Genomic DNA, 25494 nt, shown 5'->3' on the forward strand with positions numbered 1-25494 from the left:
TCGCCCCCACACGCCGCCAGGAATCGGTCGTCCAGGCGCAACGCTACCGCCCGCGACGGCGCGACCCGGTACAGGACGCGGCGGCCTGTTCATTGCCCCTTTGGCCGGAACCGATGCGTGAACTCCGCGCAGCGCCGATCGTGTTGTGCCAGGTTGGGGGTAGATGTCGGCTTGCTGGAGTACGTACGGATCGGGAGGTGCGCGTGAGCGTGCTGGCGGCGTCGTTGTGGGACTTGAGCAACGGGCAGGGCGTGCGGCAGCTGTCCGAGCTGGGGCTGGCGCTGCTGTTGTCGAGCCTGATCGGCTGGGAGCGGGAGGCCAAGCAGAAGAGCGCGGGCCTGCGGACGCACACCCTGGTCGGTATCTCCAGCGCCCTGATGATGGAGGTCTCGCAGCACGGGTTCACCAATGTCCTGGGGCTGGAGAACGTCTCGTTCGACCCGTCCCGGGTGGCGGCGCAGATCGTCTCGGGGATCGGGTTCATCGGCGGCGGACTGATCTTCGTGCGCCGGGACGCGGTACGGGGCCTGACCACGGCGGCGACGGTCTGGCTGACCTGCGCCGTCGGCATGGCCTGCGGCGGCGGACTGCCCATCCTCGCGACGGCGACCACCATCGTGCACTTCCTGGTCGTCCGCGGATATCCGCGCCTGCTGTCCACCCGCCTGATGCCCGGCACGTCCACCAGCATCTTCGAGGCGCGTCTGACCTACCGGACGGGCACGGCGCTGCTGCCGCGCCTGATGCAGGTCTGCACCCGTCGGGGCTTCCGCATCCTCCAGGTCAGAGTCGAGCGGCTGCCCGGTCGCACCGACGACGCCGCGAAGGTGCTGCTGGAGCTCGAAGGCACCGAGGATCCCGCGCAACTGGCGTCCGAGCTCTTCCAGGACGACGGAGTGATCGACGTGGAGATGACGACGGGCGACGAGGAATAGGCGGTATCCGCGTCTCGTCCGCGTCCGCACCCTCGACCGGGCGGGTACGGGATCGCGTCACGCCCGGCACCGCAGACGGGCGCGGAACCTCACGGCCGTACTGGGCGGCGTTCGCGGCGAGTTCGTCGAACATGGTTCGGGACTGGTTGCATCTTTCGCCGAGTTTCTGCGGGTGGCGGCCTTCGCTCGCCTACGCTCGCATCGTGACCAGCTTCTGACCGTCGCCCGTGACGATCTCGAAGTGCTGGATGGTTCGCGGTGAGAGCGGGATCGCTCCTGGAATCGTGGTGCCGGGAGGGTACTGGCCCGCCCGCCAGGTGGCGGCGTCCGACCTGGCCCCGCCGGGCCCGATCGCCTGCAACCGGCAGATGATGCCCGCGGGCGCCCCTCCGGCGGAGACCTGGAGGACGCTGCCCCACGCCGAGGGCGAGACCTTCACCGATGCGGTGACGCCGGTGACGGGATCGTGTCCGGAGAAGGTGCGTGACGGCGCCTGCGTGGTCGGTCCGGGCGGCGTCGCCTCACTGACCACGGATCCGGTGGTCGCGAGCCATGTGCCGCCGATCGACGCCGCGATGAGCGTCAGGGAGGCGGCGGCTCCGGCCCACTGGAGCCGCCAGGTCCTGCGGCGCCTGGCCGCGGCCTGCCGGAGCATGCGGTCGAGGAGGCCCGCTTCGGCCGCCTGAGGGGCGGCGGGCGTGTCGGAGGGTGCGGCAGGCGCGTTCGACACGGTCTCGGCGGCCCGCCGCACCAGCCGGTCGGCGAGGTCCCCGCTGACGGCGGGCATCGCCCGGCCCGCGGCTCCGGCTCCGACGTCGGCGGCAGCAGCTTCGGCTTCGGCTTCGGTGACCGTCGCGAGCAGGGCCGGCAGTCCCGCCAGCTCCGCGTGCTCCTGCCGGCACTCGTCGCACACCGCGAGATGGGCTCGTACCAGCTCGCTCTCCGCCGGGGACAGCGCGCCCAGGACGTATCCGCCCAGCGCCAGCCGGAGGGCGTCGTGGTCGCTCATGGTCGACACCTCCTCCATCCCGCCGTCATGGCTCGATCCCCCGTTCCTGGAGCGCGAGCCTGAGGGCGTGCAGGGCGTAGTAGGTCCGCGACTTCACGGTGCCCAGCGGGATGCCCAGCACGTCGGCGGCTTCCGCCATGGTCCGGCCCCGGTAGTACGTCTCCAGCAGTACGGCGCGATGGTCCGGTGACAGCGTGCGCAGGGCGTCGGCCACCGCCCAGCTCTGCAGCGCCTGCTCGATCTGGTCCTCGCCCCGCGTCTGCTCGGCGGCCTGCTCCAGGGCCTCGCCGTCCACCTCGGGCGGCCTGGCCTTGCGGGCCCGGTGGCCGTCGATGACCACGTGCCGGGCGACCGTGCACAGCCATGCGCGCGCCGGACCGCGGGCCGGTTCGAACGCGGCGGGGTGCTGCCACGCGCGCAGCAGCGTCTCCTGCACGACGTCCTCGGCCCACTGCCGGTCTCCTGAGGTCAGTCGCAGCACGTAGTGGAACAGGGGGCCCGCATGCTCGGCGTACAGAGTGCGGAGCAGTTCCTCGTCCGTGGTCGAAGCGGTCCCCATACCAGGGACACGGTGCGCGGAGCGATCCGGTTCGGCCGTTGGATCACGTTTTCGGTGAGTCCATGGCATATGCCGATCATCGCGCAATTACTCCCTTTTGTCGTGCGGCATCCGGCACGCGTCGGCCCCGGCAGCGGGCGCCCTCGCCCCAGGTCATGAGCAGGGCCGGGCCGGCACGCTGCTGCTCCTGGCCGCCCGGCGGGCCGCGGCTACGGGGTTCCGCGGCCACCGGCGGCTACGGCCGGGGAGAGGTCGTTGACGACCGCGTCGCGGGTGGCGACGGGCTTGAGGCCGTAGCCGCGTTCGATGGTGGCGATGATGGAGGTGGTGTCGTAGACGGTGTGGTCGACGGCCGAGCGCGGCAGCGAGCGGGAGATGATCAGTGCGGGGACGCGGGTGCCCGGGCCCCAGGCGTCATGGGCGCCGCGCGTGGGCGAGCCCGGTCCCGGGGGCGGCAGATGGTCCCACTGGCCGCCGAACTCGTCGTAGGTGACGACCACGAGCGTCTTGCCGGCCTGCGGGCCCTCCGTCACCGTCTTGAGCAGGTCGACGAGGTGGTCGCTGCCGGCCGCCTCGCCGGCGTAGCCGGGGTGCTCGTTCTCGGCGCCGTAGGGCTTGACGAAGCTGACGGCCGGCAGCGTGCCGGTCCTGGCCGCGCGCAGGAACTCCGTCTCGTCGCGCAGGTGGCCGCGGCCCGGGGTGCCGGGGGCGTAGTCGGCGAAGTAGTCGAACGGCTGGTGGTGGTACTGGAAGAGCGGTCCGGGGTGCCCGGCCTGCGCGTCGTTCCAGCCGCCGGAGTACCAGTTCCAGGAGACGCCGGCGGTCGTGAGCCGGTCGCCGATGTTGGGGTACTTCGCGTCGTCGATCAGCGGGATCCGGGGGCCGCTGCCGTGCGGCGCGCTGGACGGCTGCACCGTGTTGACGGCCAGGTCGCCGCAGGCGTGCGCGTAGTCGGCCGGGTCGCCGTCCGGGCAGGCGGTGGTCAGAGCGCCGTCCGCCACCGGGCCGGTCGCCCGGTACAGCGGGTACGAGGCCGGCATGCCGTCGGCGTCGAGGACCGTGTTCTTCGCGCCGGACGCGCCGCCGCTGGTGTCCTGCGGCGCCCGCGCGGCGATCAGGTATTGGTGGTTGAGGAAGGAGCCGCCGAACGCGGCCTGGAAGAAGTGGTCGGCCAGGACGTAGCGCGGGGCGCCGGGGGTGTGCAGGTAGCGGTGGACCGGCAGTGACGTGGTGTCGTAGTGGCCCATCGTGAGGCCGACCGCGTCGGAGGCGGTGACGTAGCGGTCCTGCCGGCCGCCGTCGATGGCGTACCGGTTCTGGTAGAAGCGGTGCACCAGGTCCCGGGTGCAGCCGCCGGGCCGGGCGCCCGGCGAGTCCTTGACCACACCGCCGTCCGCGCGGGCTCCGGGCGCGGGGCAGGTGCGGTCCCGCGGCCCGATGTGGTCGTCGACGGTGAACGGCTCGTTGGCGAACGCGCTCGCCGCGACTCCGTGGGCGGCGTCGCGGCAGGTCGGCGCCAGGGGCGGGCTGGTCAGGTTCACGTCGTTCTGGAGCAGGCAGCGATACGGCGTGCCGTCCTGGGCGCGTTGTGTGCGCTGCCGGACGGTGGCCCGGGCCAGGCCCTCGACCTGCCGGCCGCCGACCGGTCCCCAGGTGCCGTAGAGGTTGTCGAAGGAGTGGTTCTCCTCGTAGATCACCACCAGGTGCTGGTACCCGCCGGGCAGTGTGTGCGGCGCGGACTGCCGCGGAGGTGCGGCACACGAGGCCGAGGGCGTCAGGGCCAGGATCAGGGCGGACGTACCGGCCGCGACGGCGGACAGTCGGCGTCCGGCGGGCGGCCGGGGTCGAGTGCTGCGTCCCATGGGACTCTCTCCAGCGGTGGTTGACGGCATGTCAGGGGTCGGCCCTGGCACGCCGCGGTCAGCCCGAGGCGGCCGGCGCGGAGAAAGGTAACGGGTCGGTGCGTCCTTCGGCAGGGGGCGCGCCCAGCCGTGCGTGTGCGGGCCGGCCGGCGGTGCGGGCGGGGGCCTCGCCCCGGGAAAACCCATGTGCACCAGGCATCTCGGGCATCGGCGTTTCGGCCACCCGGCCACCGCTCGGCGGTGGCTCCAGTGCGGCGGCCGCGTGAGCGAGCCCTTGCTCCTCAACGGGTCCACCGCGTCCGGAATCGAGCGTGTTCGAATCTCGCGGCACCTCGTTGTACCGGGCACTGCCGAGCCGTCCAGGCGCGGTGCGAGCCCAAGGAGGGATGCAGGTGACTGTGACTGACGCCTCGACCGCGAACGGGGAAACGCCTCCCCCGCCGCCCCCCGCCACCATCACCTTCGAGGGCGAGTACGGCAGGAACCCGCTGGCGGAGTCCGGTTTCGGCGCCATGTGCCGCCGGCTTCCCGCCGTGCTCTGGCGCACCGCGCGCATGGCCTGGTCCGTCGACAGGACCGGCGTCGTGCTCCTCCTGGCCTGCCAGCTCCTCACGGGCGCCACGGCCGCGCTCGTCCTCGCGTTCACCGCGCGGGCCATGACCCACATCCTCGGTACGGGCACCGTGTCCGAACGCCTGCACGGCGCGCTGCCCGCGCTGATCGTGGTGATGGCCGCCGCGGGCCTCGGCCGGATCGGCAGCGCCCTGTCCTCCTACGCCGACGGGCGGATCACACCGCTGCTGACGACCGAGGCGGACATCGCGCTCGTCGCCGCCGTGTGCCGGGTCGAGGCGTCGGCGTACGGCGAGGACGGCTTCGCCGACCGGCAGGAGGCCGCCGAGGTCGGTGTCACCCGGACCCGGTTCATGGTGCAGGACAGCCAGCGGTTCACGGCCGCCCTGATCCGCATGATCGCGGCGAGCGGTGTCATCACCGCCCTGCACCCGCTGATGCTGCCGCTGCTCCTGCTGGCCGTCGTCCCGGCCGGTGCCGGCGCCGTACTGTCCGCGCGCGTCGACTACGAGACCCACTACCTCAACGTCGGCGACCGCAACGTGCGCTCCATGATGCGCTGGTGGGCCACCTACTCGCGCTTCGGGGACGAGGTCCGCGCCAACGGCATGACCGGCTACCTCGTCTACTGGTACCGCGCCCTGTCCGACCGCATCGACCAGCGCACCCTCACCGCCGCGCCCCGCATGCTGCGCATCATGCTGGCGACCAGCGCCCTGGGCGGCGTGTTCCTGCTCGGCACCTGGGCCACCCTCGCGTGGCTGGCCACCACCGGCCGTGTCGCCCTCCCGGTCGCCGCCACCGCCGTCGTCGCCGTGCAGACCACGCTGGCCGCGCTCTCGCAGTTCGTCGTCAACGGCGCCGCCATGTTCCACACCTCGCTCTACCTCGCCGACATGCGGTCCTTCCTCGACATGGCCCGCGAACGCGCCCCGAGGCGCGGTGAACTGACCATCCCGGAACGCGTGGACGAGATCCGGCTCGACGAAGTCGTCTACCGGTACCCGGGCAAGGACGAACCGGCCGTCAACGGGGTGTCGCTCACCCTGCGCCGCGGCCAGATCCTCGCCGTCGTCGGTGAGAACGGCTCCGGCAAGTCCACCCTGGCCAAGCTCATCACCGGCATCCTCCTCGCGGACAAGGGACGCGTCCTGTGGGACGGCACCGACCTCGCCCACGCCGACCCCGACGCCGTATGGCGGCGCACCGCCCTCGTCCCCCAGAACTTCGCCTGCTGGCCCCTGCGCGCCCGCGAGAACATCACCCTCGGCCAGCCCCGCACCTACGACGACGGACCGGTCTGGGAGGCGGTCGAGGCCGTCGGCATGCGGGAGGCGGTCGAGAAACTGCCGCAGCAGCTCGACACCCTCCTCGCCAAGGAGCTGTGGGGCGGCGCCGAACTGTCCGGTGGCCAGTGGCAGCGTCTGGTCTGCGGACGGGCGCTGTACCGGCAGACGCCGCTGCTGATCCTGGACGAGCCGACCTCGCAGATGGACCCGCGGGGCGAGCACGGGATCTTCGGGAAGATCAAGGCCATCGCCGGCGAACGCATCACCATCGTCGTCACGCACCGCCTGGAGAACACCAGGATCGCCGACCACGTCGTGGTCATGGCGGAGGGCCGCATCACCGAGCAGGGCCCGTACGACGAACTCGTCCGGGCGAACGGGGCCTTCGCGGATCTGCTGCGCCTGTCCCAGGACCGCTGACTCCAGCCCGGCGCGGCGGCGGCGCGGCCTGCCCGCGGTCAGGCCTGCGCGGCCGCGGGTTCCCGTTTTCCGGTGGGATCGGGTCGTGCCGCGCGGGCCCCCGGTCCAGACGCCGTCCGGTGTGCGAGGGTGGCCCCATGAACGCCGAGAACGCCGAGGCAGCCGGGTCCCGGTTCCCCGCTCCCGTACGTGTCGTCGTGGCGGCTCCCCAACCGGACCGCGTGGTGCGCGCGGTGACGAACCTGGTGGCGGCGGCGGATCGGCCCGTCGAGGTCGAGGTCGTCGTCCACGGCGCCGGACTGGACCTCGTGCTGGGGGAAGAGTCCGGCGAACAGGTCACCCGGCTGCTGGAGACCGGGGCGCGGGTCCTCGCCTGCGCCAACAGTCTCTCGGGGCGCGGACTGACCGCTGACACCCTCGTGGCCGGCGTGGGGGTCGTACCGGCCGCCGTGTGGCACCTGGCGCTCCGTCAGCACGAGGGGTGGTCCCTGGTCCCGCTGTGATGACGCGCCCGGTCCCGGCTTCGATACGCCCGGGGGTACCTGGGCTATGGTGTCGGGACCGAGGAAGTGGAGGAAGGGCGATGCGTCGCACGCGGCACGGTGCCATGAGCGCCGGCCTCGCGCTGCTCGTCCTGCTGGCCGCGCTGTTCTGCGCCACGACCGCCTCCCCGCCCGCGTTCCGGGCGGCGTCCTCCTCCGCCGCGGCCGACCCGCACGTGGCACCGTGCCCCGAGACGCTGGACGACGCAGGTCACGGCGCGCCCGCCGCGGCGGGAAGCGGGCCCTGCCTGAAGAAGGCGCAGCCGGAGCAACAGCACCCGCGGTTCGGTGCACTGCTCTCCCGTGCTCTGCCGGCGCAGGCCGACGACACGGCACCGGAGTGGGCGTCCGCGCACCGGGATGTCCGGCGCCACGGTCCGGAACCGTCTCCTCCCGACCTCACCGAACTCTCCGTACGACGGGTGTAGGCCCGCGCGGCGTGTCCGCGCGTCCCTGCCGCCCCGTCCATCCCGTACGACCGGAGAGTCATCCGTTGTCCGTGTCCCGATCCCCCCGTGCGGCGTGGGCCGCCCTGCGCCGCTGGCCCCGACGTCGCTGGGCCGCTGCCGCGGCGGCCACGCCGCCCGCGGTCCTCGTCCTGGGCGTGCCCACCGCCCTCGTCCCGACCCCGCTGTTCTCCCGCTCGGTGCCGCCGGTGTGGTGGAACTACCCGATGCTGGTCCTCAGCGCCGTGCTGTCGGCCGTGGTGCTCGCCACCTATGTGCGAACGGGGCCCGTCGCGGGCCGTGACGACACGACCGGGCGTTCGCTCGGGTCGGCCGGCGCCGTGCTGTCCTTCCTCGCGGTCGGCTGCCCCGTCTGCAACAAGGTGGTCCTGCTTCTGCTGGGGGCCTCCGGCGCGCTGAGTTACTGGGCACCCCTGCAGCCCGCGGTCGCGGTGCTCGCCCTCGGCCTGCTGGCCGAGGCCGCGCTGCGGCGCCTGGCCACCGAGGCGGCCTGCCGCGTGCGGCCCGCCGCCTGACCCCTGTCCTTCCCTCCTCCTTCGCACACTTCGCTTCCTTCGCACACTTCACTTTCGGAGGTGCCCCATGCCTTCCTCCCCTCGTGCCCACCGTCGCCGTCTGACCTTGATCGCCGTGGGCGGCGGTGCGGCGGCCGCCGTCGCCGCGGCCGCCGCTCTCGGCGCCGGTTCCGGGGACCCCGTGTCCCGGGACCGGCCGGCCGCCGCCGTCTCGTCGTCCGTCGCCGGAGCCACCCCCGACGAACAGGAGAGGTCGCTGCTCGCCCTGGCCCGCAGGGACCAGAAGGACCCGCTGGCCCTGGGCCGCGCCGACGCGCCCGTCGTACTGATCGCCTACGAGGACTTCCAGTGCCCCTTCTGCGGCAAGTTCGCGCGGGAGACAAAGCCGGAACTCGTCCGCTCGTACGTGGACAGGGGCCTGCTGCGCATCGAGTGGCGCAACTTCCCCGTGTTCGGCGCCGAATCGGAACGCGTCGCCCGCGCTTCCTGGGCCGCCGGACGGCAGGGGCGGTTCTGGCAGTTCCACGACGTCGTCTATGCCAGGGAACGCCCGCGCAACAAGGGCGCCTTCTCCTCCTCCCGGCTTCGTGAGATGGCCCGCGAGGCGGGCGTCGCCGACCTCGACCGCTTCGAGGCCGACCTGAGGTCCCAGGCCGCCGAGGTGTCGGTGAGCAGGGACCAGGAGGAGGGATACGCGCTGGGGGTGTCCAGCACGCCCGCCTTCCTCGTCAACTCCACACCCATCCTGGGCGCGCAGCCGCTGAGCGCGTTCACCGCCGCCGTGGAGAAGGCCGCGAAGGAAGCCGGGCGATGAGCGGGATCACCGCCGCGACCGCCTTCCTCGGCGGCCTGCTGGCACTGCTCAGCCCGTGCAGTGCGCTGCTGCTGCCGGCGTTCTTCGCCTACGCCTTCACCAGCCGCACCCGGCTGTCGCTGCGTACCGCCGTCTTCTACGCCGGGCTGTGCACCACGCTGGTGCCGCTCGGCGTGGCCGGCTCCTTCGCCGGCCGCCTGTTCTACGGGCACCGCGAGCTGCTGGTCCTGCTCGGCGGCTGGACGATGATCGCACTGGGACTGGCGCAGATCCTGGGCCTCGGCTTCGGTTCCCGCCGTCTTCAGCAGGCGGCGGGCACCCGCAGGAGCGGGTCCGCCGCCTCCGTCTTCGCCCTGGGCGCCGTCTACGGACTGGCGGGCTTCTGCGCCGGTCCCATCCTGGGCGGCATCCTCACCGTCGCGGCGCTCGGCGGCAACCCCGTGCACGGCGGGCTCCTGCTGGCCGTCTACGCGCTGGGCATGGCCGTTCCGCTGTTCGTCCTGGCGCTGCTGTGGGACCGCTGGGACCTCGGGCGTCGGCGCCGGCTGCGGGGGCGCGCGGTGCGGTGGGGACCGCTGACCGTGCACACCACCTCGCTGGCCGGCGGGATGCTCTTCGTCGTGCTGGGCGTCGTGTTCCTGCTCTTCGACGGCACCTCGGCACTGCCCTCCCTTTTCGGCATCGACACCGAGGCGGCCTGGGAGAGCGGTGCCAGGCGGCTCGGCGAGGCCGTCTCGGACCGGGTTCTCCTGCTGGTACTGGCGCTGGCCGGCGCCGTTACGGCGACGGTGGCCGTGCTGCGGCTTCGCCGTCTTCCGCGCGGGGAGGGCGGAGAGGGCACCGACTCCGCCGCCTGACCGGACGGAGGTCGCCCCGTGTGCCGTACGCGGACGGGGCGTCCCGCCGGTGTCCCGCCCGCGCACGGCACACGCGGCTCCCGTCAGTCGTGGTCCGGGCGCAGCCGGCGGTTGGTGCCGGACCGGTCGATGTCCAGGTCCAGGAACGAGGTCAACGCGGTGCCGCCGTTCCAGAAGCCGAGCAGATCGACGTCGATGAGGCACAGCCGGTGCCGGGCCGCGAACTCGCGGGCCGGCCGCGTGAAGACGCAGGAGGCGACGAAGACCGGGACGTCGGCCCGGTGCTCGGCTCGTGCGGTGCCGTTGAAGGTCTGGAGGTCACGGCTGCCGACGGTGCGGTGCTTGGCGTACCGCTTGCACTGGATGACGATGCGGCGGCCGTCGGGCAGCCGGCCGGTCACGTCCGCGCCCAGATCTCCGGCGCCGCCGACCCGCCGGACGTCGGTGCAGCCGTCCCGGCGGCACAGTTCGGCGACGTACTCCTCGAACTGCCGGTCGTCCATCGCCCACACCGCGTCCAGCGAACGGCGCGCCCGCCGCCGCGCCTCCCCGGCGAGCCGGGTCCTCTCCGCCCGTGCCTCACGTCGCCCGGCCCGCACCAGGCCCGTGACGACGGCCGCCGCCACGACGGCGGCCGACGCCATCAGCAGCACGATCCCCATCGGCTCCGTCCCCTCGCCCCTGCGGCGACGCACCGCCGCACCCCCGGGCGGTTTGTCACCCGTCGGCTACGATCATCACAGCCTGCCGTGTCCGACCTGTCACGGCTACGGCCGTGTTCGGCCGGTCCACCGCGCCGCCGGCCCGTCCCGGTCCGCGGTGCGGCACGCCTGTGGCGCCGTTCGCGCGCCGGACCGCACGGCGGGCGCGCGGCTGCGCGCAGAGAACCAATGAGGGAGACCGATGATCTTCATCACCGCCAAGTTCCGTGTCCGCCCCGAGTACGCCGACCAGTGGCCACGGATCGCCGCCGAGTTCACCGCGGCCACCCGCGCCGAACCGGGCTGCCTGTGGTTCGACTGGTCCCGCAGCGTCGAGGACCCGACGGAGTACGTCCTGGTCGAGGCCTTCCGCGACGACGAGGCGGGGGCGGCCCACGTGCGGTCGGAGCACTTCAGGGCCGCACAGCAGGCCTTGCCGCCCCACCTGGCCGAGACGCCCCGGATCGTCAACACGACCCTGGCGCAGGACGGCTGGTCGCTGCTGGGCGAGATGGCCGTCTCCGGACAGGAATGACCCACCGCCTCGCGGGAGTCCTCCCGCGAGGCGGTTCGACGAGAAGAGCCGGGTCAGTTCAGTTCGACGCGCTCGCCGGTGTGCCCGACCACGGTGACGGTGTCGTCCGAGATCGAGGTCCACTCGGTCACCGGTGTGAAGTGCCCCGCGTCCAGGTCCTCCTGTGAGACGACGTGGTACGGGAAGGCGCACGTGTAGGAGGCGTGCGCCGTGAGGCCGCGCCACCGGCAGTTGCGTGCGTCGGCAGCCGGGTCGAGGTCGTCGAGGTTCCCGCTCGGCACCACCGTGGTGGCCGCGTCGGACAGGTTGGTGACGGTGTAGGTGAAGACCAGCCTGTCACCGGCCCGGTAGCCGTCGTCCCGCGGGTTGGTGAGCGTGCCGCCGGTCACCCGGATGCGGCCCGGCGTGTTCTCGTCGGCCGTCTTCCGCACCTCGGCGGTGAAGGAACCCCGGGAGGTGCGCCCCTTGGTATCCGTGAGCGTGGCGGTCACGGGGTAGGTGCCCCCGGTCGCGTCCTCCGGGACGGTGAGGTGGACCGTGACGGCTCGGGAGGAGTCCGGGAGGATCCGGTCCGGCGGCGTCAGTTCGTACGACCAGCCCGCCGGCACCCCGAGGGTGAGGTCCTTCACGTGGAGGGCCGACCCGCTCTGGTTCGCCACCGTGAGCTCGAAGGCCGCCGTGCCGCCGCGTTCGACCGTGAGGTTCTCGGCCGTGAGCGGCGCTGCGACGCCCTGGAGCCAGGCGAGGTTGAACCGGGCGAAGCGGATGCCGCCGTTGCCGGCGTCGGGCTCGTAGAGCAGGCCGACGTTGCCGTCGGGCAGCGTCGCCAGGGTCGAGTAGGCCATGCCGTCCTGCTGGAAGACCCGCGCGACCGGCCATGTCTCGCCGTCGTCGAAGCTCATCCGGACGGTGCCGTTGGCCCGTTGGCTGGTGGAGCCCGCGTTGGAGAACAGCAGCACCTTGGCGCGGTCCGAGCCCTTCGGCGCGTTGGGGAAGGCGCGGACGATGGAGGCGTTGTTCGCCGGGTCGGGCAGTTCCCGGTCGACGGTCACCTTGCCGTAGGTGACGCCGCCGTCGTCGGAGATCGCGACCTTGCGGTAGCCGGAGCGGCCGGAGTCGCGGGAGTTGAGCATGACGCGGCCGTCGGAGAGCTCCACGGTCTTGTTCTCGTCCATGCCCGCGCCGACGGCTTCGCCGACCTTCCAGGTCTTTCCGTGGTCGTCGGAGTACACGGACACGGCCTGGAAGACACCGTCGCCGTTGATGATCGTGTACTGCTGGAGCAGCCGCCCGGCGTACTTGCCGTACTTCAGCTGGATGCCCTGGCCCGACGCGGCGAACCGGGAGCGCCAGCCGAGGTCGGCGGTGACGTCCGAGGTGATGACCCGGTGCTGCCAGGTCCGGCCGTCGTCGTGGGAGACGCTCACCTCGGCCTGGAGCACGTTGCGGTCCTCGGGGTCGACGCCGGGCCGGGACCCGCCGAAGCCCTGGTCGAAGGACTTCACGTGGAAGTTGAAGATGTCGCCGGTGGAGCGGTCGACGAGGTAACTGGGGTCGGAGTAGCCCTCGATGGGCGCGTCCCGCTTGCCCCCGTGGACGACCGTCTGCTCCCCCCAGGTGGCGCCGTCGTCGGTGGAGCGGCGCTGGAGGATGGAGTTGGGGCCGGGCGCGTCGATCGCGGTGGGCCGGCCGTCATAGGCGGCGAGGATGTCACCGCGGTTGGTGACGGCCAGTGCCGGGATGCGGTAGTTCGGGAAACCCTCGCCGTTCGTGGCGAGTTGCCGCTCCGCGTAGAAGGGCTTGCCGGCCTGAGGGGGCGTGGCATCGAAGTCCGGTGCCTGTTTGGTGGCCGCGGTCGCGGGCACGCCGCCCGCCAGTGCCACGACGGTGGAGAGCCCCACCAGACCTGCTCCCCATCGGAGCCTTCGCCGGAAGTGAGACATCGCTGTCCTATCGCTCGGAACGGCAGGGCGTCTGCCGTCGACGCGGATCATATGACGTCTGATGTCTGACGTGAACCCCTCCGGCTCCACATGATGTTCCAGGGCGGGGACGACGGCCCGTCGCGGCACTGAATGCCCGTCAGGGGCTCGACGGAGGCGGGCTCGACGTGGGCGGCCTCGTCAACCACACTCGTCACACCGGCTGTTGTGTGACTCTCCAAGAAGACGGTGAAGGGATCGACGGCATGAAGCCCACGTTCCGACGTCCTGTCCCGCGCGGCGTCGCCGCCGTGCTCGCCGCCACCGCCGCGCTCGCCCTGGCGGCACCGGCGACGGCCGCGGACGCCGGCGCCGCCGGGTCCCGCGCACCCGCGGTGCCGCTGCGGGTGGCGACCTACAACATCCACGCCGGGGCCGGCGAGGACGAGGTCTTCGACCTCGACCGCACGGCGCGGGCGATACGTGACCTGCACGCCGACGTGGTCGGTCTCCAGGAGGTCGACGTCCACTGGGGCGCCCGCAGCGACTTCGCCGACGAGGCCCGGGCGCTGGCCGAAAAGCTGGGCATGCGGGTGTTCTTCGCGCCGATCTACGACATGGACCCGGCCGCCCAGGGCGCGGACCGCCGCCAGTTCGGCGTCGCCGTGCTGAGCCGCCACCCGGTGCTCGAGGCCGAGAACCACGACATCACCCGGCTCTCCACCCAGACGCCCGATCCGGTGCCGGCCCCGGCGCCCGGCTTCGCCGAGGTGACGCTCAACGTCAGGGGCTCGCACGTGCACGTCTACGACACGCACCTGGACTACCGGGGCGACCCGTCCGTCCGCAGGGCCCAGGTCGCGGACATGCTCGACGTGCTCGCCGCCGACCGCGGCCCGAAGATCCTGGTCGGGGACTTCAACACCGAGGCGAACGCTCCGGAGTTGGCACCGCTGTGGCAGCGGCTCAGGGACGCCGACCCGGACGGCGGAGGAACGTACCCGGCGATCCGTCCGGAAAAGCGCATCGACTTCGTGACGGTCTCCCCCGACATCACCGTGACCGGCGCCCGAGAGATCGCCACGGAGGCGTCCGACCACCGCCCCGTGGTCGCGGACCTGGAGCTCCACCGGCGCGGCCGCTGAACTCGCACGGTACCGCCGTCCGCGTCGCGCCGGCCGGTCTCACCCGCCGCGACGCGATGGGGGCGTCACCCCGGTGCCGGCTGCACCGCGCGGCAGGCCATCTGGAGGGCGAGCCGGTGGCCCGGATCGTCCAGGTCCGCGCCGAGCCGGTCCCTCACCTGCCGCAGCCGGGCGGCCACGGTATTGCGGTGCAGCCCCAGGGCACGTGCCGTGGCCGTCGACGAACCGCCGTTCTCCAGGAAGACCCGCAAGGTGGTCAGGAGGTGGGCGTGGTCCGCGTCGCGCAGCGGCGCGAGCACGGTCTCGGCGAAGGCCTGAGTGATGTCGGACTGCTGCCGGGTGGCCAGCAGCCGGGCGACCCCGAGTTCGTCGGTGAGGTCGTACGGGTCGGGCTCGCGCCGTACACCTGTGCCGACGACATCGACCGGCTGCTCGCCGCGTTGGGCGCCCTCGCCCGCTGACCGGGACGGGATCGCCCGAACGGCACGGGGCACCCTCCAATGTCCACGGCTGCGGTGTCCACAGCGGTCCGGCCGGCGGCGGTGGGCCGCCGAAGCGTCGGCCCAGGCCCGTGCGGGAGTCGTCGCCGCTGTGCGGGCACGGGGTTCGCGACTCGGCGAGAGGCGTTCTCACGGGACGAGAACGAGGTGTGCGCCAGAGCCCTCGATGCGGCACGGTCGAGGTCTCGTGCGAGGCGGGGACGATCGTTTACGCTGACGCCCCCGTCGCTCCGCACGGCGACCGCTGACGCCCCATGGGCAGGCCGAGGAGGGCTTCATGGCAGGAGTGGTCCCTTGCGGTGCGGGCGACGCGGGTGGTGCGGGCCGGTCCGGGGTGTCACCGGGCGTCTCGTTCCAGCGCGGCCTCAACGTGCTGATCAGCGTGGCCGAGTCGGGTGAGGCCCGGGTCGAGAAGATCGCCGCCGACGCCGGGATCCCGGTGAGCACCGTCTACCGGTATCTGCGCACCCTGCGCGAGCTGGACCTGGTGGAGGAGCGCGCGGGCACCTACGCTCCCGGCTGGCGGCTGCTGGAGATCTCCGGTCAGCACCTGACCCACACCCGCCTGGTCGAGCTGGGCCACGGGCTGCTCCAGGAGCTGACGGACGCGACGGGCGAGACGGCCGTGCTGACCGTGCGGGTCGGCACGCGGGCCATGTGCCTGCGGCAGACCCAGTCGCCCCACCCGATCCGGATGGCGTTCCGGATCAACCAGTTGCTGCCGCTCTACGCGGGAGCGGGTCAGCGCCTGCTGCTGGCCCATGCGCCGCGTGCCGTGATCGACCACGTTCTGGAGCAGCCGCTGCGCGGCATCACCGCCCGAACGCTGGGACGCGCCCAGCTGGCCAACGAGATCGACCGGGTCCGCCGGAGCGGATTCCTGGTCACCAGGGGCGAGTTGAGCGAGGGCGCGGTGGCGGTGGCGGTGCCCGTCGTGGCGGGAGGCGAGGTGCTGTGCGCGCTCACCGTGGCCGGGCCCGAGAGCCGGTGCGGCTCGGCCTGGCGCCGGCACGCCCGGAGCCTGCTGCGGGCGGCCGGCCGGCAGCTCGGCGAGCTGCTGGAGCACCGGGCCGCGCCGCTGCCCATCGGGTGAACGCCGGCCGCGGGCGCCCGATGGGCTGCGGCGCGGCCCCCCGAGGGCTCCTCAGGCCGGGGTGACCCGGACCGGCAGGTGCGTCCAGCCCCGCAGCGTGTTGTGCAGGAACGGCACCGGCTCACCCACCACTTCCACCGTCCGCACCCGCCGGGCCAGTTCGCTGAACAGGACGTCCATCTCGAGCCGGGAGATCGGCTGGCCCACGCACTGGTGGATGCCGATGCCGAACGCCAGGTGCCCCGAGGCGTCCCGCTCGATCCGGTACTCGCCCGCGTCGTCCCCGAACCGGCGCGGATCGCGGTTGGCCGCGCCCATGAACAGCGCGATCTTCGTGTCCCCGGCAAGCCGCACCCCGTGGAACGCCGCCTCGCGGGAGGTGGTGCGGAAGAAGGACTGGAAGGGCGACTCGAAGCGCAGCGCCTCGTCGACGGCGAACCGGGCCAGCGCGGGGCTCTCGTGCAGGGCCGCCCACTCGGAGGGGTGGGTGGCCAGGCATTTCATGGTGTTGCCGATGGCCAGTACGGTCGTGTCCAGGCCCGCCGACAGCAGGGCGCGCACCAGCCGGGTCGCCTCGTCCGGGGTGATCACGCCCTGGTCGGCGTACTCCCAGATCTTGGCGCCGAGGCCGTCCGGGGTCAGGTTCTCGCGGGCGCAGTTGCTCATCACCCACTCGACGGTCCCCTCGCCGGCGGCGAAGTACCGTGCGTAGCGGGCGTCTTCGGGGCCGAACGCGGAGAAGTTCATGGCACCGTGCGGCAGCAGGTTCTCCGCTCGGCCTTCGCGGGGTATGCCGACCGCGTTGCCGAACACCTCGATCGGGAACAGCTCGGCCAGTTCGGTGACGGCGTCGAACTCGCGCTGTTCCAGGACCCGGTCCACGAGCCGCACGGCGAACTCCTGGAACGCGGCGCGCAGCACCCGGGTGTTGCGGGGGGAGATCACCCCGGCCATCGCGGTGCGCAGCGGGGTGTGCGCGGGCGGGTCGGAGTCGAGGATGCCCGCGGGGCGCCACGGCGGCTCCTGGTGGTAGTTGCGCGGCCCGACCCCGGCGCCGGAGATGAACGTCTCGTGGTCGGCGAGGATCCGCCGGCACTGCTCGAAGCGGGTGAAGGCGTGGACGCCGTACCGCTCCAGCCACACCGCCGGTCCCGCCTCGCGCATGCGGTCGAACAGCGGGTAGGGGTCGGTCAGGTTGCCGTCGTCGTAGGGGTCGTCCGGGATGGATGCGACGACGCCGTCGGCGGTGCTGGTCATCAGGCCCCCTCGGGTGGGCGCGGGTGGTGGTCGGGTACGCGGGCCGGCGGTGCGGACGGGGCGTGCCGGCGACGCGCGCCGGGCTGCGCCGCCTCGTGCCGGCCGGCGCGCAGGAACGGTAGTCCGGCGGTGGGCGTACGGGACACGGCTGTTATCGCCTGCTGAGAAAGGCCGTTGCCGCGTACCGGCCGCGCTCCGCACGATGCGGCGACCGGGGTGCCTCGGAGGGCGCCCCGCACAGGCCGAGTCGGAGACGGAGGAGCCATGTCGGCGCAGCAGTTCGTGACCGTCACGGTCGAGGAGGTGACGACGGAAGCGGCGGGAGTCGTCTCCCTCGTCCTGGCGGCGCGCGACGGCCGGGCCCTGCCGCGGTGGACGCCGGGGGCCCACATCGACGTCGTGCTCTCCCGCGATCTGATCCGGCAGTACTCCCTGTCGTCGGCTCCGGAGGAGGCACGCTGGCGGATCGCGGTGCTGCGCGAACCCGGCGGGCGCGGCGGTTCGGTCCACCTGCACGACCGTGTCCGTGCCGGGGACACCCTGCTGGTGAGCACCCCCCGCAACACCTTCCCGCTGGACCTCGGAGCCGACCGGCACGTCCTCGTCGCGGGAGGAATCGGGATCACACCGCTTCTGCCGATGGCGGCCGCGCTCGACGCGGCGGGCAAGGAGTGGACGCTGCTGTATCTGGGGCGGGCCGCCGCCTCCATGGCGTTCACCGCGGAGCTGGCCCGGTACGGGGACAGGGTGCGACTCCACCGCGACGACGAGTCGGGCGTCGCCGACATCTCGGCGGAGCTCGACGGGCTGGGAGCGGCGGACGCCGGCGTGTACGCGTGCGGTCCGCCCGGACTGCTCACCGCCGTCGAGGACTACGCCCGGACCCGCCCCGGCACCCGGCTGACCGTGGAGCGCTTCACCGCCGGTCCCGGGGGCGCGCGCCGCGAGGGCGACCGGCCGTTCACGGTGCGGACCCGCGACGGCCGTGAGATCACCGTGGGCGCCCGCCAGTCGATCCTCGACGCGCTGTCGCAGGCGGGCGTGCGGACGCTCAGCTCCTGCCGGGAAGGCGTCTGCGGGACCTGCGAGACGGCGGTTCTCGGGGGCGAGCCGGACCATCGTGACCGGGTGCTCGGCGAGGAGGAACGCGCCGCGGGCGAGACCATGATGATCTGCGTCTCGCGGTGCCTGGGGGAACGTCTGATCCTGGACGTGTGACTACCGGCGGCTCACCGGCGGCGTCCGAAGCGGAGCCGGGGCGGTGACAGCACCGACGACAGGCCGTGCCCACCACCCGGCGCCGTGCGCACACCGGCCTCCGAACGAGCCGAACCGCCGCGTACCGCCGGAGGGTTCAGGGTGTCGTCCCGGTCGAAGCCGAGCCGGTTCACCACCTCCACCACGCCGTCGACGCTGTCGCACAGCCACACGGTGACCGGGATCAGGCTCCTGCGCTCCACTGTGCCGCTGAGCACGACCCGGCCCTCGGCGACCTCGACCGCCAGCGCCGAAGGCCGCAGGCCCAGCGTCCGTACGATGACGCCCTCCAGGATCTCCTGCTGGATCTCGCGGTCCCGGCGCAGGAACAGCCGCACCAGGTCGCTGCGGCTGATCACGCCGATCAGCCGGCCGCCGCCGTCCACCACCGGCAGGCGCTTGACCTTGTGCCGCTCCATGGTCCTTGCGGCACGCACGGCGTGCCAGTCCGGCTCCGCGACCACAGCGGGGCTCGTCATCAGCTCCCCCGCGTTCCTCCCGGCGCCTCCGCACGTCTGCCTGCGGAGCAGGTCCGCCTCGGACACCACTCCTATCGGCCGGTCCTCGTCGTCGACCACCGGGACGGCGGTGATGTCGTACTCGTCGAGGACACGTGCGATCTCCTTGAACGCCGTGCCCGGTCGCACACTCACGGCGGTGGGGCTCATCAACTCGCCCACGCTGCGTCGTCTCATCACTCGGCGCCCTTCCTGTCGCCTCCAGTCCACCGCACGCACCGCCTTGCCGCTGAGGCCGAACAGTCCCTGCCGGGACCCCGAAAGTCCCTTCGTGCCCCGCGCGGTCACCCGTTTCGGCCGATGGCGGATTCTCGCCCGCTGAGAACGGCTCGTTGGCGCCTGCCGGTCGCCGCCCTAACTTCCAGGCACCGAGCCGCCGTCCCGCGCACCCCGCGCACCGGAGCGCGAACCGGTGGCCGGCCGACAGGGCCCGCGCCGTCCCCGCCGCTTCACCGCGGCACGCGGACCGCGCGCCGAGGACTTCGACAGGAGCCGTCCATGCCTCTTTCCCGCCGTCGGGGCGCGTCCTGTACCGCGCTCGTCCTGGCCACCGCCGGCGCCTGCCTGCTGGCCGCCTGCGGCTCCGCCACGAAAGCACCACCGGACCGCCCCGCCGCCACGAACGCGCCGCTGCACTCGCTCATGCGGAACGCGGCGGCCGGGAAGACGACCCTCGACGTCGCCAGCGACATCGAATACCCGCCGTTCGAGTCCTACGCGGCCGACAACACCACGGTGCAGGGCGTCGACCGTGAACTCGCGGACGAATTCGAGAAGTTGCTGGGCGTCAAGCTGGTCTTCCACAACACCGCGTTCGACGCGATCATCCCCGGCCTGGCCGCCAAGCGCTACGACCTGGCGATGTCGGCGATGTCCGACACCGTCGAGCGGCAGAAGCAGGTCGACTTCGTCGACTACCTCAAGGCCGGCGGCGGCATCATGCTGCCCAAGGACAACCCCCACAAGGTGTCCGCACTCGACGACCTCTGCGGTCTGAAGGTGGCCATCGACAAGGGGACGACCGAGGTCCAGGACGGCCAGGACCGGATCAAGAAGTGCCGGGCGAACGGCAGGCCCGCGCCGGCGATCTCCGTCTTCCCCGGGCAGAACCAGATGGTGCTCGCCCTCCAGAGCGGACGGGCCGACGCGGCCCTGATCGACTCGACCGCGGGTGGCTACGTGGCCCGGCAGACGGGCGCGTTCACGATGCTCCCGCCGTACGAGAGCGGCAGCTTCGGCATCGTCTTCCGCAAGGGCGACACGGCACTCGAGCAGGCCTTCGCCAAGGCACTGGAGCGGCTGGCGCAGGACGGCACCTACCGGAAGATCCTGGCCAAGTACGGCCAGGACACGGGCGCGCTGGACAGCTTCCCCGTCAACGGGGTGACCTCATGAGCGACCCCGCGTCCACCGTCGGGGCGCGGCCGGCCGGTCAGGGGGGCGAGGCGGTCGTACCGGCCCGCCACCCGGGGCGCTGGCTCGCCCTGCTGACTCTCGCCGTGCTCGCCGCGATGGCCCTGCACCTGCTCGTCACGAACGAGCGGCTCGAGTGGCCGGTGGTGTGGCGGTACCTGTTCTCCGAGCCGATCCTCACCGGCGTCGCACGCACGCTCGAACTCACCGGCATCGCCATGGTGATGGGGCTGGTGATCGGGATCGTGGTGGCGATCGGGCGGCTCTCCCCCAACCCCGTCCTGTCCAAGGTGGCCTGGCTGTACTCGTGGTTCTTCCGCGGGACGCCCCTGCTGGTGCAGTTGCTGTTCTGGTTCTACCTCTCAGCGCTGCTGCCCCGGATCTCGATCGGGATCCCGTTCGGGCCGGAGCTCGCCTCGGCCGGCACGAACACCCTGATCACGCCGTTCCTCGCGGCCACCCTGGGCCTCGGCCTCAACGAGGGCGCGTACATGAGCGAGATCGTCCGCTCCGGCATCCTCGCCGTGCCGCGCGGCCAGACCGAGGCGGGGCAGGCGATCGGCATGAGCCGGGGCCAGGTGATGCGCCGCGTCGTGCTGCCCCAGGCCATGCGGGTGATCATCCCTCCGACCGGCAACGAGACCATCGGCATGCTGAAGTACACCTCGCTGGTGCTGGTGATCGGCTACGCCGAACTGCTCACCTCCGCGTCGCTGATCTACTCCCGCACCTTCCAGACCATTCCCCTGCTGATCGTCGCGGCGTTGTGGTACCTGACGATCACGGCGGTGCTCTCCCTCGCGCAGTACTACGTCGAACGGCACTTCGGGCGCGGCTTCCAGGTCACCTCCTCGCGCCGGACCCGGCCGTCGCGGCTGCTGCGCGCTCGGCCCGCCGCCCCCGTCGAAGCCACCACGTCACTGCGGAGCGCGTCATGAGTGAGCCCATGTTCGAAGCCAGTGACGTGCACAAGTCGTTCGGTCACGTCGAAGTGCTGCGCGGAGTGAGCATGCGGGTCGCCCGAGGAGAGGTCGCCTGCCTGCTCGGCCCGTCCGGCTCGGGCAAGAGCACCTTCCTGCGTTGCATCAACCACCTGGAGAAGCTCGACGCCGGGCGCATGTCGGTCGACGGCGACCTCGTCGGCTACCGCCGCGTCGGTCACCGGCTGCACGAGCTGACGGATCGTGAGGTGGCCCGCCGCCGGGCGCGGATCGGCATGGTGTTCCAGCAGTTCAACCTCTTCCCGCACCGCACCGCGCTGGAGAACGTGCTGGAAGGCCCGGTCACCGTCAAGGGGGCGCGCCGACGGGACGTGCTGGACGAGGCGCATCAGCTGCTGGAACGGGTGGGTCTGGCCGACAAGGCGCGGCATTACCCGGGCCAGTTGTCGGGCGGGCAGCAGCAGCGCGTGGCGATAGCCCGGGCGCTGGCCATGCGTCCGGCGCTGATGCTGTTCGACGAGCCCACCTCGGCGCTCGACCCGGAGCTCGTCGGCGAGGTGCTGGACGTGATGCGTGACCTGGCCGAGGGCGGCATGACCATGATCGTGGTGACCCATGAGATGGCCTTCGCGCGCGAGGTCGCCGACGTCGCGCACTTCATGTCCGACGGCGTGCTCGTGGAGAGCGGTCCGCCCGCCGCGGTGCTGGGCGACCCGCGGCACGAACGCACCCGTACCTTCCTGTCGAAGGTCCTGGCGTGAGCGCGCGCGGGAGTGGACGCGGAGCCGGCGTCCGGCTGCGGGAGGCGCCCGGCGGGTACGCGCGGACGGTCCGGGCCGCCGGGGAGCGGCGTGCCCGCCGCTGCCACGGCCCGGCCCCGTCCGGCCCCGGCCGGATCCCGCCCGCCCGGCGCGCGGATCCCGGCGCGACGACCGGGACGGAGGCCACCCGCAGCCGACGGGTCGCGGTTCCTGCCCGCGCCGGCCTGCTCCCCGGTGGGGCCGTTGTCCGCCATGGCCTGCTCCCCGGTGGGGCCGTTGTCCGCCATGGCCTGCTCCCCGGTGGGGCCGTTGTCCGCCATGGCCTGCTCCCCGGCGAGACCCTCGCCCGCCGTGGCCTGCCCCCCGTCCAGATGCCCTCCCGTCATGACATGCTCCCCGGCAAGGTACCCGCACCCGACGAGGCACCCACCCGCCACAGCCCCCACCCCGACAAGGCGTTCGCCTGCGGCGGCCTGCACCCCGGCGAGGCCCTCGCTGGCCTGCCCCCCGTCGAGATGCCCTCCCGTCATGACATGCTCCCCGGCAAGGTACCCGCACCCGACGAGGCACCCACCCGCCACAGCCCCCACCCCGACGAGGCGTTCGCCTGCGGCGGCCTGCTCCCCGGTGGGGCCGTCGCCCGCCATGGTCTGCTTCCCGGCGAGGCACCCACCCGCCACAACCTGCACCCCGACGAGGCACCCACCCGCCACAACCTCCTCCCCAGCGAGGCACCCATCCGCCATAGCCTGCCCCCCGACGAGGCGTTCGCCTGCGGCGGCCTGAACCCAGGTGGGGTGGTGGCCGCATGACGCCGCGCCCCCGTGCGGAAGTTCTCCGTCTGCCCGCCTACGGCGGTGGCCGGGCCGGGGACGAGCCGACGCACCGGCTGGGTTCCAACGAGTCGCCGTTCCCGCCGTCGGCCGCGGTGCGGGCCGCGATCGCGGCCAGTGCCGGCGCCGCCCACCGCTACCCGCCGCTGCGGCCCGCCGAACTCGAGACGCGCCTCGCCGGGCACCTGGGAGTCCGCCCGGAGCAGGTGCTCGCCGGCGGTGGCTCCATCGCGGTGCTGGAGCAGCTGGTGCGCGCGTTCGCCGGCCCCGGGGACCGGGTCGCCTACGCGTGGCGCTCCTACGAGGCCTACCCGATCCTGGTCGCCGCCGCGGGCGCGACCCCGCTGGAGGTGCCGCTGCGCGACTCGGCGCCCGACCTGTCCGCGGTCGCGGCGGCGCTGACGCCCGACGTGCGCGTGATCCTCGTCTGCAATCCCAACAACCCGACCTCGACCGTGCTGCCGCCGGGCGCCCTGGCCGCCTTCGTCGCGGCCGTTCCGGAGGACGTGCTGATCGTCGTGGACGAGGCCTACCGCGAGTTCGTGCCGGCGGGCGGGACCGACGACGGGGTGCGGCTTCAGCGGGCGTATCCGAACGTCGCCGTGCTGCGGACGTTCTCCAAGGCCTACGCCCTCGCCGGTCTGCGGGCCGGATACTGCGTGGCCGACCCGGCGGTGCTCGACGCCGCCCGGCGCGTGGCGCTGCCGTTCAGGCTGAGCGCGCCCGCGCTCGCCGCCGCGCTGGCGACCCTGGACGAGCCGGAGCCGACGGCGCGTCGGGTACGGCGGCTCACCGGCTCGCGGGACCGGCTCGTCGCGGAGCTGCGCGCGGCGGGCCTGGAGGTGCCGGCGTCCGGGACCAACTTCGTCTGGCTGCCGTTCGGGGACGTGAGCCGGGAGTTCCTGCGGCAGTGCACGCTCGCCGGCATCGGCGTGCGCGTGTTCCCCGGTGAGGGCGTGCGGATCACCGTCGGCGACGAGGACGCCAACGCCGAGGTGGTCGCCGCGGCCCGGCGCTGTTCTCACCCCCTGAGAACAGCCGATTGCGGCCCCCGACACGGCACGTAGCCTCTGCGCAGGAGGAACCCATGACCGAGCCATTGACCTTGGGCGAAGCGCCCGTTTCCCTCGACGATCTCCTCGCCGTCGCGCGCGGCGGCCGTCGGGTCGTCGTCGGCGAGAGCGCCGTGAAAGCCATGCGTGCGAGCGAGCAGTGGGTCGACTCGATCGTCGAGGGCATGCGGGCCGGCGAGCCGGTGGAGCCGATCTACAGCGTCAACACCGGCTTCGGTTCGCTGGCCGGACGGCAGGCGTTCGCCACCGCCGAGGACGCCGCCGAGCTGTCCCGCCGGCTGATCGTCTCCAACGCCAGCGGGGTGGGCCGTCATCTGGACGAGGAGGTGGTGCGCGCCGCCATGCTGATCCGGGCCGCGAGCCTGACCCGCGGTCACTCGGCCGTCCGGCCCGACCTGCCCGAGACCCTCGCGCGGATGCTCGACGCCGGGGTGCACCCGGCGGTCCCCGAATACGGCTCGCTGGGCGCCAGCGGTGACCTCATCCCGCTGGCCCACCTGGCGATCGTGCTGTCGCGTCCGGCCGGCGAGGACGTCGAACTCGACAGCGGCGAGGCGTTCTGGGACGGCGAGATCGTGAGCGGTCTCGAGGCCATGCGCCACGCCGGGATCGAGCGGATCGCGCTGCGCGCGAAGGAGGGCCTCGCCCTGACCAACGGCACGTCGTTCTCCACGGCGCAGGTGGCCCTCGCCCTCGCGGACGCGCGGAACCTGCTCGCCACCGCCGAGATCACCGCGGCGATGTCCATCGAGGCGCTGATGGGCTTCGGGGACGCGTTCCTCCCGCAGATCCACCAGGCCCGCGGGCACCGCGGCCAGATCGAGTCCGCGGCCCGCATCCGGCAGTTGCTCGGCGACAGCGGCCTGATCGACGGCGACGTGGACCGCGACCCGGTCCGGCGGCCGCCGCAGGACGCGTACTCGTTGCGCTGCACACCGCAGGTGCTCGGACCGGTCCGCGACACCCTGCGTTTCGTGCACGGCATCGTGGAGACCGAGATCAACGCGGCCACCGACAACCCGCTCGTGTTCCCGGACCTGCCGGCGACCCGTGGCCTCAAGGCGGTCTCGGGCGGCAACTTCCACGCCCAGTACCTCGCGTTCGCCGCGGACTTCCTCGCCATCGCCGTCACCGAGATCGGCAGCATCGCCGAGCGCAGGCTGTTCCGCCTCGACGACGGCTCCCTCAACCGCGGGCTGCCGGACATGCTCGTCGCCAGCGAGAAGGTGGGCATGGACTGCGGCTACATGCTGCCGCAGTACCTCGCGGCCGCGCTGGTGTCGGACTGCAAGACGCTGGCCCATCCCGACAGCGTCGACTCGATCCCGACCTGCGCGAACCAGGAGGACCACGTCTCGATGGCGAACAACGCCGGCCGGCACGCCCGGCAGGTGGTCGCCAACATCGAGGCCGTCATCGGCATCGAGCTGCTGATGGCCGCGCAGGCACTCGAACTGCGCCTGGCCGAACAGGCCGCCGACGCCTCGGTGCTGTCCGGCGCGAGCCGGGCGGTCCTGGAACTCGTACGCACCACGCGGTCCGCCGATGGACGGCCCATCGACCACATCACGCGGGACGTCGTCCTGTACCCCCGGGTCCGTGCGGCCGTCGACCTGGTGCACAGCGGCTCCGTCGTCGAGGCCGTACGGGCCGTGCACCCTGAAGGAGCACCCTGAGCGTGGGCCGCGCTTGCCTTGGAGAGG

General features: G+C 72.9%; 25 protein-coding genes. 17 read left to right on the forward strand and 8 right to left on the reverse strand.

The features are described 5' to 3' along the window. Window positions 1-203 precede the first annotated feature (203 nt). Window positions 204-935 (forward strand): MgtC/SapB family protein, encoded by a 732-nt coding sequence (locus ACWC91_RS32090; RefSeq protein WP_172633278.1) that lies wholly within the window; start codon window positions 204-206, stop codon window positions 933-935. Between the two features lie 190 nt (window positions 936-1125). Here ACWC91_RS32090 and ACWC91_RS32095 read toward each other — a convergent pair whose 3' ends face one another. The 3 genes from ACWC91_RS32095 to ACWC91_RS32105 form a co-directional block, all read right to left on the reverse strand. Continuing rightward, the gene (locus ACWC91_RS32095; RefSeq protein WP_450641037.1) at window positions 1126-1944 is read right to left on the reverse strand and encodes an anti-sigma factor family protein; all 819 of its coding nucleotides are present in this window, start codon (window positions 1942-1944) and stop codon (window positions 1126-1128) included. A gap of 25 nt (window positions 1945-1969) precedes the next feature. Continuing rightward, window positions 1970-2503 (reverse strand): sigma-70 family RNA polymerase sigma factor, encoded by a 534-nt coding sequence (locus ACWC91_RS32100; RefSeq protein WP_225077226.1) that lies wholly within the window; start codon window positions 2501-2503, stop codon window positions 1970-1972. 209 nt (window positions 2504-2712) lie between these two features. Then, on the reverse strand, window positions 2713-4365 hold the full coding sequence (locus ACWC91_RS32105; protein WP_450641039.1) for a phospholipase C: 1653 nt from the start codon (window positions 4363-4365) through the stop codon (window positions 2713-2715). 386 nt (window positions 4366-4751) lie between these two features. Between ACWC91_RS32105 and ACWC91_RS32110 the strand changes: the two genes are divergently transcribed. The 6 genes from ACWC91_RS32110 to ACWC91_RS32135 all read left to right on the forward strand — a co-directional run bounded on the left by ACWC91_RS32110 (window position 4752) and on the right by ACWC91_RS32135 (window position 9842). After that, a complete protein-coding gene (locus ACWC91_RS32110; protein ID WP_450641040.1) occupies window positions 4752-6647 on the forward strand; it encodes an ATP-binding cassette domain-containing protein in 1896 nt (631 codons plus the stop codon). A 137-nt stretch (window positions 6648-6784) separates the two neighbouring features. Further along, window positions 6785-7150 carry a DsrE family protein gene (locus ACWC91_RS32115; protein ID WP_225077229.1) on the forward strand — a complete coding sequence of 122 codons (366 nt, stop codon included), beginning with the start codon at window positions 6785-6787 and terminating at the stop codon, window positions 7148-7150. 80 nt (window positions 7151-7230) lie between these two features. Continuing rightward, entirely contained in the window at window positions 7231-7617 is a 387-nt protein-coding gene (locus tag ACWC91_RS32120) for a hypothetical protein (RefSeq protein WP_450641042.1), read from the forward strand. A gap of 65 nt (window positions 7618-7682) precedes the next feature. Further along, complete coding sequence (locus ACWC91_RS32125; RefSeq protein WP_450641043.1) at window positions 7683-8171, forward strand: hypothetical protein; 489 nt, start codon at window positions 7683-7685, stop codon at window positions 8169-8171. Between the two features lie 67 nt (window positions 8172-8238). Next, entirely contained in the window at window positions 8239-8985 is a 747-nt protein-coding gene (locus tag ACWC91_RS32130; protein WP_281156540.1) for a DsbA family protein, read from the forward strand. Continuing rightward, window positions 8982-9842, forward strand: a complete 861-nt coding sequence (locus ACWC91_RS32135; RefSeq protein WP_450641044.1) for a cytochrome c biogenesis CcdA family protein — start codon at window positions 8982-8984, stop codon at window positions 9840-9842. Before ACWC91_RS32130 ends, ACWC91_RS32135 begins: the two co-directional genes overlap by 4 nt. Before the next feature lie 83 nt (window positions 9843-9925). Here the strand turns inward: ACWC91_RS32135 and ACWC91_RS32140 are convergent, their stop codons facing one another. Beyond that, window positions 9926-10537 (reverse strand): restriction endonuclease, encoded by a 612-nt coding sequence (locus tag ACWC91_RS32140; RefSeq protein WP_374113966.1) that lies wholly within the window; start codon window positions 10535-10537, stop codon window positions 9926-9928. 208 nt (window positions 10538-10745) lie between these two features. Here ACWC91_RS32140 and ACWC91_RS32145 point away from each other — a divergent pair, with 208 nt between their 5' ends. Beyond that, on the forward strand, window positions 10746-11078 hold the full coding sequence (locus ACWC91_RS32145) for a putative quinol monooxygenase (RefSeq protein ID WP_225077234.1): 333 nt from the start codon (window positions 10746-10748) through the stop codon (window positions 11076-11078). 53 nt (window positions 11079-11131) lie between these two features. Here ACWC91_RS32145 and ACWC91_RS32150 read toward each other — a convergent pair whose 3' ends face one another. After that, window positions 11132-12979, reverse strand: a complete 1848-nt coding sequence (locus tag ACWC91_RS32150; RefSeq protein WP_450641045.1) for an exo-alpha-sialidase — start codon at window positions 12977-12979, stop codon at window positions 11132-11134. 287 nt (window positions 12980-13266) lie between these two features. Between ACWC91_RS32150 and ACWC91_RS32155 the strand changes: the two genes are divergently transcribed. Next, window positions 13267-14145 carry an endonuclease/exonuclease/phosphatase family protein gene (locus ACWC91_RS32155; RefSeq protein ID WP_450641046.1) on the forward strand — a complete coding sequence of 293 codons (879 nt, stop codon included), beginning with the start codon at window positions 13267-13269 and terminating at the stop codon, window positions 14143-14145. Between the two features lie 65 nt (window positions 14146-14210). Here the strand turns inward: ACWC91_RS32155 and ACWC91_RS32160 are convergent, their stop codons facing one another. Continuing rightward, window positions 14211-14639 carry a PucR family transcriptional regulator gene (locus tag ACWC91_RS32160; protein WP_281157663.1) on the reverse strand — a complete coding sequence of 143 codons (429 nt, stop codon included), beginning with the start codon at window positions 14637-14639 and terminating at the stop codon, window positions 14211-14213. A gap of 283 nt (window positions 14640-14922) precedes the next feature. Between ACWC91_RS32160 and ACWC91_RS32165 the strand changes: the two genes are divergently transcribed. Further along, entirely contained in the window at window positions 14923-15738 is an 816-nt protein-coding gene (locus ACWC91_RS32165) for an IclR family transcriptional regulator (RefSeq protein ID WP_450641047.1), read from the forward strand. Window positions 15739-15789: 51 nt separating this feature from the next. On the opposite strand, the gene ACWC91_RS32170 is transcribed toward ACWC91_RS32165, so the two are convergent. Then, entirely contained in the window at window positions 15790-16995 is a 1206-nt protein-coding gene (locus tag ACWC91_RS32170; RefSeq protein ID WP_281157518.1) for a cytochrome P450, read from the reverse strand. Window positions 16996-17259: 264 nt separating this feature from the next. Here ACWC91_RS32170 and ACWC91_RS32175 point away from each other — a divergent pair, with 264 nt between their 5' ends. Next, window positions 17260-18213, forward strand: a complete 954-nt coding sequence (locus ACWC91_RS32175; protein WP_225077240.1) for a PDR/VanB family oxidoreductase — start codon at window positions 17260-17262, stop codon at window positions 18211-18213. A gap of 11 nt (window positions 18214-18224) precedes the next feature. Here ACWC91_RS32175 and ACWC91_RS32180 read toward each other — a convergent pair whose 3' ends face one another. After that, complete coding sequence (locus ACWC91_RS32180; RefSeq protein ID WP_450641049.1) at window positions 18225-18947, reverse strand: CBS domain-containing protein; 723 nt, start codon at window positions 18945-18947, stop codon at window positions 18225-18227. A gap of 321 nt (window positions 18948-19268) precedes the next feature. Between ACWC91_RS32180 and ACWC91_RS32185 the strand changes: the two genes are divergently transcribed. Genes ACWC91_RS32185 through ACWC91_RS32210 form a run of 6 tightly spaced genes read left to right on the forward strand, consistent with a single transcriptional unit; the run spans window position 19269 to window position 25467 of the window. Beyond that, window positions 19269-20165 (forward strand): ABC transporter substrate-binding protein, encoded by an 897-nt coding sequence (locus tag ACWC91_RS32185; protein ID WP_450641050.1) that lies wholly within the window; start codon window positions 19269-19271, stop codon window positions 20163-20165. Beyond that, window positions 20162-21121, forward strand: a complete 960-nt coding sequence (locus ACWC91_RS32190) for an amino acid ABC transporter permease (RefSeq protein WP_450641051.1) — start codon at window positions 20162-20164, stop codon at window positions 21119-21121. Before ACWC91_RS32185 ends, ACWC91_RS32190 begins: the two co-directional genes overlap by 4 nt. Before the next feature lie 8 nt (window positions 21122-21129). Further along, entirely contained in the window at window positions 21130-21885 is a 756-nt protein-coding gene (locus tag ACWC91_RS32195) for an amino acid ABC transporter ATP-binding protein (RefSeq protein ID WP_225077307.1), read from the forward strand. Continuing rightward, window positions 21882-22697 carry a hypothetical protein gene (locus tag ACWC91_RS32200; protein WP_450726136.1) on the forward strand — a complete coding sequence of 272 codons (816 nt, stop codon included), beginning with the start codon at window positions 21882-21884 and terminating at the stop codon, window positions 22695-22697. Before ACWC91_RS32195 ends, ACWC91_RS32200 begins: the two co-directional genes overlap by 4 nt. Then, window positions 22694-23785, forward strand: a complete 1092-nt coding sequence (locus ACWC91_RS32205; RefSeq protein WP_450641405.1) for a histidinol-phosphate transaminase — start codon at window positions 22694-22696, stop codon at window positions 23783-23785. The genes ACWC91_RS32200 and ACWC91_RS32205 overlap by 4 nt, the downstream gene beginning before the upstream one ends. A 20-nt stretch (window positions 23786-23805) precedes the next feature. Then, window positions 23806-25467 carry an HAL/PAL/TAL family ammonia-lyase gene (locus ACWC91_RS32210; RefSeq protein WP_450641407.1) on the forward strand — a complete coding sequence of 554 codons (1662 nt, stop codon included), beginning with the start codon at window positions 23806-23808 and terminating at the stop codon, window positions 25465-25467. Window positions 25468-25494: the final 27 nt, after the last annotated feature.

Source organism: Streptomyces sp. NPDC001204 (assembly GCF_053598035.1).